14 protein-coding genes are annotated in these 12,044 nt (G+C 66.3%); 9 read left to right on the forward strand and 5 right to left on the reverse strand.

The window, feature by feature from the left end; translation table 11 throughout:
* Position 1: 1 nt before the first annotated feature.
* Positions 2–1,069: an o-succinylbenzoate synthase gene (locus FS507_RS02530; RefSeq protein WP_145941258.1), complete on the reverse strand. Its 1,068-nt coding sequence runs from the start codon at positions 1,067–1,069 to the stop codon at positions 2–4.
* A gap of 22 nt (positions 1,070–1,091) precedes the next feature.
* Here FS507_RS02530 and FS507_RS02535 point away from each other — a divergent pair, with 22 nt between their 5' ends.
* On the forward strand, positions 1,092–2,036 hold the full coding sequence (locus tag FS507_RS02535) for a 1,4-dihydroxy-2-naphthoyl-CoA synthase (RefSeq protein ID WP_145941259.1): 945 nt from the start codon (positions 1,092–1,094) through the stop codon (positions 2,034–2,036).
* Positions 2,037–2,082: 46 nt separating this feature from the next.
* On the opposite strand, the gene FS507_RS17520 is transcribed toward FS507_RS02535, so the two are convergent.
* Positions 2,083–2,259: a hypothetical protein gene (locus tag FS507_RS17520; protein ID WP_186314527.1), complete on the reverse strand. Its 177-nt coding sequence runs from the start codon at positions 2,257–2,259 to the stop codon at positions 2,083–2,085.
* An 88-nt stretch (positions 2,260–2,347) separates the two neighbouring features.
* Here FS507_RS17520 and FS507_RS02540 point away from each other — a divergent pair, with 88 nt between their 5' ends.
* The 5 genes from FS507_RS02540 (at position 2,348) to FS507_RS02560 (ending at position 6,757) form a co-directional block, all read left to right on the forward strand.
* Positions 2,348–3,745: an inorganic phosphate transporter gene (locus FS507_RS02540; RefSeq protein WP_145941260.1), complete on the forward strand. Its 1,398-nt coding sequence runs from the start codon at positions 2,348–2,350 to the stop codon at positions 3,743–3,745.
* A gap of 2 nt (positions 3,746–3,747) precedes the next feature.
* On the forward strand, positions 3,748–4,044 hold the full coding sequence (locus FS507_RS02545) for a hypothetical protein (protein WP_145941261.1): 297 nt from the start codon (positions 3,748–3,750) through the stop codon (positions 4,042–4,044).
* Between the two features lie 166 nt (positions 4,045–4,210).
* A complete protein-coding gene (locus tag FS507_RS02550) occupies positions 4,211–4,621 on the forward strand; it encodes a hypothetical protein (protein ID WP_145941262.1) in 411 nt (136 codons plus the stop codon).
* A 41-nt stretch (positions 4,622–4,662) separates the two neighbouring features.
* On the forward strand, positions 4,663–5,844 hold the full coding sequence (locus FS507_RS02555) for an AMP-binding protein (RefSeq protein ID WP_260853122.1): 1,182 nt from the start codon (positions 4,663–4,665) through the stop codon (positions 5,842–5,844).
* Positions 5,845–5,875: 31 nt separating this feature from the next.
* Positions 5,876–6,757, forward strand: a complete 882-nt coding sequence (locus FS507_RS02560) for a 1,4-dihydroxy-2-naphthoate polyprenyltransferase (protein WP_145941264.1) — start codon at positions 5,876–5,878, stop codon at positions 6,755–6,757.
* A 144-nt stretch (positions 6,758–6,901) separates the two neighbouring features.
* On the opposite strand, the gene FS507_RS02565 is transcribed toward FS507_RS02560, so the two are convergent.
* Positions 6,902–7,249: a DUF4229 domain-containing protein gene (locus tag FS507_RS02565; protein ID WP_440130329.1), complete on the reverse strand. Its 348-nt coding sequence runs from the start codon at positions 7,247–7,249 to the stop codon at positions 6,902–6,904.
* Between the two features lie 179 nt (positions 7,250–7,428).
* Here FS507_RS02565 and FS507_RS02570 point away from each other — a divergent pair, with 179 nt between their 5' ends.
* A complete protein-coding gene (locus FS507_RS02570; protein WP_145941265.1) occupies positions 7,429–7,893 on the forward strand; it encodes a hypothetical protein in 465 nt (154 codons plus the stop codon).
* A gap of 6 nt (positions 7,894–7,899) precedes the next feature.
* Here the strand turns inward: FS507_RS02570 and rfbA are convergent, their stop codons facing one another.
* On the reverse strand, positions 7,900–8,775 hold the full coding sequence (gene rfbA, locus FS507_RS02575) for a glucose-1-phosphate thymidylyltransferase RfbA (protein ID WP_145941266.1): 876 nt from the start codon (positions 8,773–8,775) through the stop codon (positions 7,900–7,902).
* Positions 8,775–9,449: a dTDP-4-dehydrorhamnose 3,5-epimerase family protein gene (locus FS507_RS02580; protein WP_260853123.1), complete on the reverse strand. Its 675-nt coding sequence runs from the start codon at positions 9,447–9,449 to the stop codon at positions 8,775–8,777. The genes rfbA and FS507_RS02580 overlap by 1 nt, the downstream gene beginning before the upstream one ends.
* A gap of 133 nt (positions 9,450–9,582) precedes the next feature.
* On the opposite strand from FS507_RS02580, the gene FS507_RS02585 reads away from it, so the two are divergent.
* Positions 9,583–10,704: a flavin reductase family protein gene (locus tag FS507_RS02585; protein ID WP_145941268.1), complete on the forward strand. Its 1,122-nt coding sequence runs from the start codon at positions 9,583–9,585 to the stop codon at positions 10,702–10,704.
* A gap of 55 nt (positions 10,705–10,759) precedes the next feature.
* Positions 10,760–12,040, forward strand: coding sequence for a fatty acid desaturase family protein (locus FS507_RS02590; protein WP_145941269.1), 1,281 nt, complete (start codon positions 10,760–10,762; stop codon positions 12,038–12,040).
* Positions 12,041–12,044: the final 4 nt, after the last annotated feature.

The raw sequence follows: 12,044 nt of genomic DNA on the forward strand, positions 1-12,044 counted from the left end.
GCTACAGGTACTCGTAGGCGGCGGCGAGCCGCTGGTACCACCAGTCCCGGCGCGCAGCGGACGCCTCGAGGGAATCCAGCCGGTCCGCATCAGGGCTGAGCTGCTCCACGGCGAGGCGTCCGTCGACGATCTCGCGGGGGGCGCAGACGTCCTCGGCATACAGCGACCCGGTGGCCAGACCCGCCGCCTGTGGTGCCACAACCATGTCTTCGTCGTCCGTGTAGCCCGGCAGCGTCGCCGCGGCGAGGATTCCGGCGTACATGCCCACCGCGGACTCCAGGGCAGAGGACACCGTGACCGCCACTCCGAAGTGTCCGATCTCCCGGGCGATCGTGCGGACGTGGGACACCCCACCCAACGGCGCTGCCTTGAGCACCGCCACGTCGCAGGCGCCGGCCTGGACCACGGCCAGGGGATCAGTGGATTTACGGATCAGTTCGTCTGCGGCGACGCGGACCATCATTCCCCGCGAGCCGAGTCGCCGTCGTAGTTCGGCGAGCTCCGCGACCGTGGCGCACGGCTGTTCCATGTAGTCCAGGGGTCCACCGCCCTGCGACGGGTCGGTGAGAGCCCGGGCAGCGGCGAAGGCGTCGTCGACGCTCCAACCGGCATTCGCGTCCACGCGGACACTGACTCCCGGTCGGGCGTCCCGTACCGCCCGGACGCGTGCCAGATCGTCGTCGAGCGTCTGCCCTTTCTCCGCGACCTTGACCTTCACCGTGGTGCAGCCCGGGTAGCGGTCCAGCAGGCGGGGCACGGCCTCCGGGTCGGCGACCACGTCCACCGCCGGAATGGTCGCATTGACCTCGACCGACGACAGCGACGGCTCCGGGGGACGCCCCCACCCGAGTTCCACCGCACTGCGCAACCACCGTGACGACTCCTCTGCCCGGTACTCCAGGAACGGCGACCACTCCACCCAACCGGACGGTGCCTCGATGAGCATCAGTTCACGCTCGGTCACACCCCGGAACGGCACACGCAGCGGGCAGGTGACAACCCGGGCGCGGTCGGTGAGCTCCGACAGGGCCGGTGTGCCGGATTCGACGGGACGGTCAGAAGACTGCATGCCCACACCCTACGATGGTGACATGACAGACAACCCCTTTGACCCTTCCCAGTGGCGCGAGGTCCCCGGTTTCGACTTCGACGACATCACCTACCACCGTCACGCAGGGGAAGGACGTGAGAACGGTATCGTCCGCATCGCGTTCGACCGCCCCGAGGTACGTAACGCCTTCCGTCCACACACCGTCGACGAGCTCTACCGCGCCCTCGACCACGCCCGGCGCTCCCCGGACGTCGGCACCATCCTGCTGACGGGGAACGGGCCCAGTCCGAAGGACGGTGGATGGGCATTCTGCTCGGGCGGCGACCAACGCATCCGGGGCAGGTCCGGCTACCAGTACGCCACCGACCACGACAACGACGTCAGCGCCGCCACCGCCGACAAAGTCGATGAAGCGCGGGCCAAGGCGGAGGGCGGCCGGCTGCACATCCTCGAGGTGCAGCGGCTGATCCGGACGATGCCGAAGGTCGTCATCGCCGTGGTGAACGGATGGGCGGCCGGCGGCGGGCACAGCCTGCACGTGGTGTGCGACCTGACCATCGCCTCGCGCGAACACGGCATGTTCAAGCAGACGGATGCCGACGTCGGATCCTTCGACGCCGGTTACGGCTCCGCGTACCTGGCCAAGCAGGTGGGCCAGAAGTACGCCCGGGAGATCTTCTTCCTGGGCCGGTCCTATTCCGCCGAACGCATGATGCAGATGGGCGCGGTCAACGAGGTCGCCGACCATGCCGAACTCGAAGAAGCGGCCGTCGAGTGGGCACGGGCGATCAACGGCAAGTCCCCCACCGCCCAGCGGATGCTGAAGTTCGCCTTCAACCTGTCGGACGACGGGCTGATGGGGCAGCAGGTCTTCGCCGGGGAGGCCACCCGCCTGGCCTACATGACCGATGAGGCGGTGGAGGGGCGCGATTCCTTCCTGGAGAAGCGTGCCCCCCGCTGGGACGAGTTCCCCTACTACTACTGAGTTAATGCTGAGAATTCAGAGAATCCGCAATGATTTTTCGGCATATTCACTGCTGACCATGGGATCCGTCAATGATCAGTTCGCCCCCGGACATGCCGCGCAGGTCATTCCCGTAGCACACCTGCGGAATTTCCCTTGAATTCACCCACTGTTTACCCTCTCCGTCGTCAGTCGCAACAACTCCAGTGTCGATGACCTGCAGTTTCACCGAAAAGATCACCACTTAAGTGAACGCTATATACCCCCGATTTTCACCCCCGCTATTTTCCAGGGAGTAGACGTTTCCGCCGATAGGCGGGATATTTCTAGGTGTGACTGAGCTTCTCATCCTTCTGCTCGTGATCGGGACTGCCCTGGCTTTCGACTTCACCAACGGCTTCCACGACACCGCCAACGCGATGGCCACCTCCATCGCCACCAAAGCCCTGAAGCCGAAGACAGCGGTCGCCCTGGCCGGCCTGCTGAACCTCGTCGGAGCGTTCCTCTCCGTGGAGGTCGCCAAGACGGTGGCCAACGGAATCGTGAACCTCGAGGACTTCGACCTCAGTGTTGTCGCCGAGGCAGACAAGCTCCTCCTCGTCGTCTTCGCCGGACTTATCGGCGGCATCCTGTGGAATCTCTTCACCTGGCTCTTCGGACTGCCGTCCAGTTCCTCCCACGCGCTGTTCGGTGGACTGATCGGCGCCGCCATCGCCGCCCTCGGCGTATCGGGTGTCGTGTGGGACGGTGTCCTGCAGAAGATCATCGTCCCGGCACTGGCGGCGCCCGTGATCGCCGGCCTGGTCGCCGCCGTCGGCACCGCCGGGGTCTTCAAGCTCACCCGACGGACCCGCGAAGGTGAACGCGACAACCTGTTCCGTCTCGGACAGATCGGCTCCGCGTCCCTGGTGGCCCTCGCCCACGGCACCTCGGACGCCCAGAAGACGATGGGTGTGATCTTCCTGGCCCTCGTCGCCAGCGGAAACCTCGACGCGGCCGCGGACATGCCCTTCTGGGTCACCGCGAGCTGTGCGATCGCCATCGCGGCCGGAACCTACGCCGGTGGCTGGCGCGTCATCCGGACCCTGGGCAAGGGTCTGGTGGAGATCACCTCCCCCCAGGGCATGGCAGCCGAGACGTCGTCCGCCGCGATCATCCTGACCTCTGCACACATGGGAATGGCACTGTCCACCACCCACGTCGCCACCGGCTCAATCCTCGGCTCGGGTGTCGGCAAGCCCGGCGCCAAGGTCCGGTGGGGTGTCGCCGGACGGATGGGAATCGCCTGGATCACGACACTGCCTCTGGCAGCGGCCGTTTCCTGGCTGGTGTGGACGCTCTCCAACCTCGTCGCAGAAGCCACGACAATGGCCGTAGGCTCCCTGTTCTCTTTCCTGATCCTGGCGGCCGGTGTCGGACTCATCGTGTACAAGGCACGGAAGCAGCCGGTACACGCCGACAACGTCAACGAGGACTGGGACGAGCACGGACTGGCCCCTGACGCCGGCACCGACACCACGATCGGAGCCGACACGGATTCCGACAAGGATTCCGACAAGGTCCCTGCGAAGCAGGACTCCGACACCTTCGTCCACGCACTCGCCGGCGCGGGCGTCGGGACGCCCTCCGACAACACCGGCACCGACGACCCGACCATCGGACGCGGTGACCCCGCCTCCGTCCTCGACACCTCCGCCGGACATCCGACCAGCACCTCCAGGGAGAACTGACCATGACCATCCTTGAATCACTGCTCCAGGTCACCATCGCCGGACTCGTACTGGGTGCCGGACTGCCGATCCTGTTCGGCGTAGGCATCCGCCTCTGGGTCCCGAGCTCGGCCGGGTCTGCAACTGGTACCGGCGCGGCGCCGGACATCGCCCCCTGGCGCCGTACCGCTGCCGTCGTCATCTTCGGCGTCATCGCCCTGGCGATCGTCGTCGGGCTGCTGTGGATCACCCAGGGTCGCATCTACTCGACATTCGGCTGGGACGTCTTCGGCACGGCCGGGCAGGCCGGCGGGCACTGATCCGGCGACTGGGCATTCGCACCAGAAATACCCTTCACGCAGCAAGAACATAAACAATACTTGACGACTCCCATTGTTTGTATCTACCATCTCTGGGAGATCGTCAACGTAGTGTCCGTACCCCCGCCGCTCCCGGCGAGTACCTGCCTGAAGGAAGTGAAGTCCCATGCCGTACCCGACATCCATCACCCGGCCGCTGGTCCGTCTCTTCGACTGGTACCGCAGGCCCGGCGCCGGAGTCCACACCACCACCGACAGCACGGTCCTCGGCGTGCTGCCAGGTTCGCGCCCCGACCGCCGCGAGACCGGTGCGACGCAGGCGCGGGGCACCACGACCCTTCACCGGACCGTGCAGCCCGAGCACACCGGGCCGAACACCCGGGTGTTCTCGCCGACCGCGCTCGGTGTCGGCTCCGACACCACTGATGTACTGGCCCTCCTCATCGACGAAGGGCGCACTCCCGCCACGCCCCGTGAGGTCCGCGCCGCATTCCGCGCGCTGCACGGGTACCGCCCCTCGACTGCAGAGGCCACCGCGGCCTGCACCGCTGTGGCGTCTTTCGGACTCCTGGCCTGAGCCACCTCCCTGCACCCCGTCTACGGCGTAGCGTGGTCCGGGTGACGCTTGAAGCACTCCCCCTCGATCTCAATCCCCGAAGCATCGCCGACGCACTCCCGGTACTGGAAGAGCTGCTCGACGGTCGCCGTGCGGTGCTGCCCACGACACCGGGACAGTCTCAGGAGCTGATGTCCCGGATGACGGTCGCAGGCGATGAAGCCCCCGGCACCCTCATCGCCTGCACGTCGGGATCCACCGGCCAGCCGAAGGGCGCCCGCCTGCGCACCGCGAATCTGACTGCCTCGGCCGAGGCCACCGCAGCTTTACTCGCCGAGCGTTTCGGCACCGGGACGGGCCCCTGGCTGTTGGCCCTGCCACCACACCATATCGCCGGGCTGCAGGTCATTCTCCGCAGCCTCCACGCCGGGTACTCACCCGACGTCCTCCCTGGCGGCACCTTCACCCCGGAGGCTTTCATCCGGGCCACCTCGTCCCTGCGGTCCTCACATCCGTCGCAGGACCTCCACACCTCCCTGGTCCCGACCCAGTTGCACCGGCTGATCGACGATGAGCAGGGGCGCTCGGCACTACGCGAGTACGCCGCAGTCCTGGTCGGCGGAGCTGCGACCAGCACCGGCCTCGCCGAGACCGCACGACGCCACGACATCCCGATCGTGCTGACCTACGGTTCCTCGGAGACCGCGGGCGGCATGGTCTACGACGGCCGCGCCCTCCCCGGGACCGATGTGACGATCGACGCCGAAACCGGTCGGATCCTCCTGTCCGGCCCGACCGTCGCCGACGGATACTGCAATGTCTCGGGCCCGGTCGAGGACGATGCCTTTCCCTCGCCCGGTACCTTCCGCACCAGTGATCTCGGATGCGTCAGCGACGGCGTCCTCACCGTACGGGGCCGTGCCGACGGCGCGATCAACAGCGGCGGTATGAAAATTCTCCCGGAGGACGTGGAATCCGCCCTTGGCGAACTCGGGTACACAGCCTGCGTCGTCGGACGTCCCGACACCGACTGGGGTGAGATCGTCACCGCTCTGGTCGAGTTTCCCGATGACGTCCCGGCGGAGCGTACCGCCCAGCTGCGTACCGTCATGAAGGATGCCGGTCTCCCGGCACACCTGATACCGCGTCGTCTCCTCAGTACCCGACGCCTTCCCACGACCGGCCCCGGGAAGATCGACCGTCGGGCGGTCCGCGAGGAACTCCGGACTAGGCTGGACCCCTGAATAGTTGAAGGCACGCCGTCAGGAGACCCCTTTGTCCGAAAACACAGCCACCGCCGGCGACTGGTTGACCGGCGCACGCCCACACACCTGGGCAAATGCCGTCGCCCCGGTCCTCGCCGGTACAGCCGCCGCCGTGTACGACGGACAGGCATCCTGGACCAGGGCCCTTCTGGCGGCGGTGGTTGCCATGGCCCTGATCATCGGTGTGAACTACGCCAACGACTACTCCGACGGAATCCGTGGCACCGATGACGACCGCACCGGCCCCCTGCGGCTGACGGGCTCCGGGCTTGTCCCGCCGGAGCGGGTGAAGTACGCGGCGTTCCTGAGCTTCGCCGTCGCCGGAGTGGCAGGAATCATCCTGTCGCTGCTCTCCTCGTGGTGGCTGATCCTCATCGGTGCACTGTGCATCCTCGGCGCCTGGTTCTACACCGGTGGGAAGAACCCCTACGGATACCGCGGCCTGGGGGAGGTCGCCGTCTTCGTGTTCTTCGGACTCGTGGCCGTGACCGGTACCGAGTTCACCCAGTCCGGCACGGTCAGCTGGGTCGGACTGCTGCTGGCGGTGGGTGTCGGAAGTTTGTCGGCGTCGGTGAACCTGGTCAACAACCTCCGCGACATTCCCACCGACAAAGAGGCGGGGAAGACGACTCTCGCCGTGGTCCTCGGCGACCGTCCGACCCGCGTCCTGTACGTGGTCCTGGTGCTGGTGTCGGTAGTTGTCACCGTGGCGGTGTCTGCCGCGGGCATTGCTGCACTGATCTCCCTGGCTGCGGTACCCCTGCTGTTCGTGGCCGCGCTGCCGGTGGTCAGGGGGGCGAACGGCAAGGAGCTCATTCCCGTCCTGGGGCTGACCGGACGGGGAATGCTCGTCTGGGCAGTCGCGATGTTCATCGCGATGCTGCTGGGGTGATCAGCCGTCACCCGGCGGTGTAACCCGCCCGGTACCGACGGAGCAACCCTACAGGCCGCTCACACCAACCTACGAGGTTGCTCGCGGCCCGAGGGTTGTTGACCGGTTTCATTCGCGGGAAGGTCCCAGCCACCGGTTCGGCAGTCAGTCGAGCCGCTCCTCGAGCTGGGCGCGCATCTGCTCCTTGTGCGCCCGGCGTCCGGCGTCGCGGATCGCGATCTGCTCATTGACACGCAGCCGCAACTTCTTGAAAAGCAGCATCGACAGCGGCAGTGCCACGATCAACGCAAGAAGAGCACTCATCAGCAGGGGGAAAGACTGCCCCATCCCCAGCAGGACGGCCACCGACTGGATGATGACCGTCAGCACGACGAACACCAGCAACCGCGCGAGACCGTAGAGGGCGATGTCACGCCATGCGCCCGCCGGAAGGCGCCCCGGCTTCAGATCCGGGCTGCCTGGGTTTTCTGAACTGGTGCTGTTCTCGTCCACGACGACCACCTTACGACCCGTCGTGACACAGCCCCAAACCTCTCGCACCCCGCGTTCGCTCTCGGCGATGAACCCTATTCACGCCCCGTGATCGACTCCACGCCGTGAGGTGGTTAGCATGGAGGAAGACACGTCGGTCCGACACCGACCACCCCTACGCCGACAGGAGGTCGACAACAATGGGACGTCTAGTGATCGTTGTGCTCGTCATCGTCACAGTCATCGTACTGTGGAAGGCGTTCGGGCCGAAGACGTGGAACAACACGTCACGTACGCCGCAGAACACTCAGTTCCCGTCGCTGGGCCGCCAGAAGAACCAGGCCACCAAGACGAAGGGCCCGGACGACGACCCCGATTTCCTGTGGAACATCAAGAAAGAACGCTTCAAGGCCCAGCGCGAGGCCGAACGGCGTGAGCAGGAGGCGGTGGAACGCGCCCGGCGCGGTGAGCACTGGAGGCACGAAGAACACGGGGAGCAGAGCGGGTCCGGAAAGAAGGACAACAGCACTCCACCCGCCGCATCACCCGAGTCCACGGACACGAACCCCGGAAAGGGGCAGTCTGACGGCAAGGGAGCCCGGGGCAGCCAGGGGGACCCTGGACACCAGGAAAAGAAGGACGGCGAGAACGGCGCCCAGGGGTAGCGCTCCTCAGACCTCTTTTCCTCGCCGCAGCAGCGTCCGGAGGTAAGAGGCGTACGCCGAGGACCCGTGAGTGTCAGCCCGCTGAGCGAGCTCGTCGTCCGTCAGGTACCCCATCCGCCAGGCAACTTCCTCGGGGCAGCCGATCTTGAGGCCCTGGCGTTCCTCGATCGTGCGCACGAAGTCACCCGCGGCCATGAGGTTGTCGACGGTGCCGGTGTCCAACCAGGCTGTCCCGCGCGGGAGGATGTCGACCTGAAGTTCCCCCCGCTCCAGGTAGACCCGGTTGACGTCGGTGATCTCGAGTTCGCCACGCGCTGAGGGTTCGAGCCCCCTGGCGACGTCGACCACGTCCGGCGCATAGAAGTACAGGCCGGGCACCGCGAAGTGGGACAGCGGGTCCTCCGGCTTCTCCTCCAGCGACGTCGCCGTCCCGTCCTCGTCGAAATCGACCACGCCGTACGCCGAGGGATCCGCGACCCAGTACGCGAAGATCGCTCCCCCCTTGACGTCATGGAAACGACGCAGCTGGGAGCCGAGACCGGCACCGTAGAAGATGTTGTCGCCGAGCACCAGGGCGACCGGTTCGTCACCGATGAAATCCGCACCCAGGACGAACGCCTCGGCCAGGCCGTCGGGGGCGTCCTGCACGGTGTAGTCGATACTGACACCGAACTGCGAACCGTCACCGAGCAGCCGCCGGAACTGGTCATTGTCCTCGGGGGTGGTGATGACGAGAATCTCACGGATTCCCGCCAGCATCAGGGTACTCAGCGGGTAGTAGATCATCGGCTTGTCGTAGACGGGGACGAGCTGCTTGGACACCCCGAGAGTGATGGGCCGCAACCTGGACCCGGTACCACCGGCCAGGATGATGCCGCGCATCACTCACCTTCCCAGTTCTCGGCGTCACTCTGCGCCTGCTCCCACGCCAGCCGCAACTCCTTCTCCCAGCCGCGGCACTCGTTCCAGGACGGAAGCGCCAGGCCACCACCCTCGAATTCCGCGACGGTGGGCGCTGCGCGGTCCTTGTCCGACAACACCACGTCCCCGGTGACCCCGGCGACTCCGTGTGCCCCCCAGTCGATGCCGAGCGCGGAGTCGAGAGGGTTGACGGCATGCTCGGCGCCGGGGTCGTAACCTTCAGAGACGAGGTAGCTCACCGTCGCCTCCCCCGTCCCGGCGGGCACCCCGAAGGCGTGGCCGACGCCGATCGGGATGTAGACGCCCGCGCGGTTGTCCGCGGAGAGCTCGACGACCACGTGCTTCATGAAGGTGGGCGAACCGCGCCGGAGGTCCACGAGAACATCGACGATGCGTCCCGCCACACAGGTGACGTACTTCGCCTGCCCCGGGGGGACGTCAGCGAAGTGGACACCACGGATCACGCCGTCACGGGACGTCGACAGATTCGCCTGCGGCACGTCGAGAGGATACCCGAGCTTCTCGGCGACGACGTCTGCGCGGAACCATTCGTGGAAGGTGCCACGATCGTCGCCGAAGACGCGGGGTTCGGCGACCCAGGCGCCCGGAATCTCGAGATCGGTGATGTCATGCATGCCCACCACCATAACGTCATGACGTCACGGGGGATACGGCAGACACGGCAGAGCTCTCAGGTGTGGTACCGCCAGGGTATTCCCAGCTACTTTATCTTGAAACACATATCTTTCTGTCTGTAATGTCGTTGTGATGAACAAAGTGCGACTCGGGAAGGTCGTGGCCCGCGCCACGAAACCGCTCACGCCTGCCCTGAGAAAACTGACCACTCCCCTGACCCCCACGGACTACGCCGGTCTCTTCGATCCGCTCCGCGGCCGGGAGGTACGGGGTCGCATCATGGCGGTCTCCCGCGACGGCGGTTACACCACGCTCACCATCTCACCCGGTCCCGGCATGACGGGCGCCTTCCACGCCGGCCAGTTCATCGGCCTCGGCCTGGACATCGACGGCCGGTGGCGCTGGCGCTGCTACTCCCTGACGAATGCTCCGGTGCGTACCGGCCACGGGCGGTCGCGCACGCTGACCGTCACCGTCAAGCCTGTACCGGGAGGAGAGGTCTCGGGTCACCTGGCCGAATACGCCACCGTCGGGCAGATCATCCGGTTGACCGCCCCCGGCGGCGACTTCCATCTGCCGTCGCCTGTGCCGGAGCGGTTGCTCTTCATCACCGCCGGCGCGGGCATCACCCCGGTCATGTCGATGGTGCGGTGGATCCGTGAAGAGCACACCCCGGACACCTGGCCTGACGTCGTCCACATCCACAGCGAGCGCGGTCCCCGGCCTCCCGAGCCCTTCGCCGACGAGCTCGACGACCTTCACGCACAGACCCCGTCCTACCGGCTGATCAGGTGGAACTCCTCCCTCGACGGACGGCTGGGGGTGGAGAACGTGACGGCCGCAGTCCCGGACTGGGAGTCCCGCGAGGCGTTCGCCTGCGGCCCCGGCCCCCTGCTCGAGGCACTCACCGAGGCCATACCCGACATCCACACCGAGACTTTCCACGCACAGGGCGCGGCCTCCGGCAACGCCGGCGCCTCGCCCGACCCTGCGGACCTCGGTGGCGACATCGAGTTCGGTGACACCGGTGTCGTCACCACCTCCACGGGGTCGACGACCATCCTCGACGCGGCCGAGAACTGCGGCATCAGTCTGGTGCACGGCTGCCGCATGGGGATCTGCCGGACGTGCGTCACCCCCATCACCGACGGCACCGCCGTGGACCTGAGAGACGGTGCCACGTACGGTCCCGGCGAACAGATCCGCACCTGCTGCAGCGTCCCGTCGGGTTACCTCCACATCGCCGGCAGCTGACCGGCACACCAGCGGCGCCAACGAGCCCCCTCTACCACCAAAGGAGCCACGACACATGGCCGTCCAGGACATCACCGCCTACGCCCACCTGTCGGACGACGACGTCCGCGACATCGGTCGCCGTCTGTCCGCGATCGAGAAAGCCCACCGGGAGTCCCTCGGTGGCAAGGACGCCGACTACATCAAGTCCCTCATCCGTACCCAGCGGGCGCTGGACCTGATTGCGCGCATCGCCACCGCCACCTCCTCCACGGTGGCGGTGCCCGCGGGCATGATGCTCGGTCTGGCGAAGATCCTCGAGAACCTCGAGATCGGCCACAACGTGATGCACGGGCAGTGGGACTGGATGAACGATCCCGAGATCCACTCCTCCACCTGGGAGTGGGACAACACCGGTCCCTCGTCGGGCTGGAAGCACTCCCACAACGTGGTCCACCACACCTACACCAACATCATCGGCATGGACAATGACGTGGGATACGGCATCCTGCGGGTCACCCGGGACCGCAGGTGGACACCCCAGGCACTGATGCAGCCGCTGATCAACGTGGTTCTGGCCAGCCTGTTCGAACTCGCCGTCGGCTTCTACGACGTGGAACTGGGCCGGTATTTCACCGGTAGCCAGAGTTGGGAGGAGACCAAACCCCGCCTGCTCGACGCTCTCGCGAAAACCGGACGACAGTTCGGCAAGGACTACATCGGCTTTCCGGCGATCGCCGCTGCCACGGGCTACCTCTTCCCGGGGACGAAGAACGGCCGGAAACTCTCCCGCGCCGCAGGTGCGAAGCGTCGGGCCGGCGCCGCGCTGAAGACCGCCCTGATGGCGAACCTCACCCGCAATGTGTGGGCCTACGCCGTGATCTTCTGTGGCCACTTCCCCGATGACGTGGAAACCTTCACCCGACGTACCCTCAGTGAAGAAACCCAGGACGAGTGGTACCTGCGGCAGATGCTCGGCTCGGCGAACTTCCGTGGAGGCCCCGTCCTGTCGGTCCTTTCGGGCAACCTGAACTACCAGATCGAACACCACCTCTTCCCCGACATGCCGTCGAACCACCTCGCTGAGATCAGCAAGGAGGTCGAGAGCATCGCCGACGAGTACGGCCTGCCCTACAACACAGACAGCTTCCCCAAACAGTTGATGCAGGTGCAGCGCACTCTACTGAAGCTCTCGCTCCCCAACTCCATGCTGCGGGCCGACGCCTCCAATGCGCCCGAAGTGCGGTCGGACGCCGCATTCACCGCCAACCCGGATATCGCTGAGCAGACCGGGCCCCGGCAGTTGAAGAAGGGCCTGGCCCTGCTGAAGAAGACCCGGCCGTCCTTCCTGGCCTGACTCC

Source organism: Corynebacterium glyciniphilum AJ 3170, assembly GCF_007673095.1.
Taxonomy (GTDB): domain Bacteria; phylum Actinomycetota; class Actinomycetes; order Mycobacteriales; family Mycobacteriaceae; genus Corynebacterium.

What these genes read in the sequence shown, in the direction of transcription:
- FS507_RS02530 (WP_145941258.1), bottom strand. Translation starts at nt 1,069, where the DNA reads ATGCAGTCTTCTGACCGTCCCGTCGAATCCGGCACACCGGCCCTGTCG.
- FS507_RS02535 (WP_145941259.1), top strand. Translation starts at nt 1,092, where the DNA reads ATGACAGACAACCCCTTTGACCCTTCCCAGTGGCGCGAGGTCCCCGGT.
- FS507_RS02545 (WP_145941261.1), top strand. Translation starts at nt 3,748, where the DNA reads ATGACCATCCTTGAATCACTGCTCCAGGTCACCATCGCCGGACTCGTA.
- FS507_RS02550 (WP_145941262.1), top strand. Translation starts at nt 4,211, where the DNA reads ATGCCGTACCCGACATCCATCACCCGGCCGCTGGTCCGTCTCTTCGAC.
- FS507_RS02570 (WP_145941265.1), top strand. Translation starts at nt 7,429, where the DNA reads ATGGGACGTCTAGTGATCGTTGTGCTCGTCATCGTCACAGTCATCGTA.
- rfbA (WP_145941266.1), bottom strand. Translation starts at nt 8,775, where the DNA reads ATGCGCGGCATCATCCTGGCCGGTGGTACCGGGTCCAGGTTGCGGCCC.
- FS507_RS02580 (WP_260853123.1), bottom strand. Translation starts at nt 9,449, where the DNA reads ATGCATGACATCACCGATCTCGAGATTCCGGGCGCCTGGGTCGCCGAA.
- FS507_RS02585 (WP_145941268.1), top strand. Translation starts at nt 9,583, where the DNA reads ATGAACAAAGTGCGACTCGGGAAGGTCGTGGCCCGCGCCACGAAACCG.
- FS507_RS02590 (WP_145941269.1), top strand. Translation starts at nt 10,760, where the DNA reads ATGGCCGTCCAGGACATCACCGCCTACGCCCACCTGTCGGACGACGAC.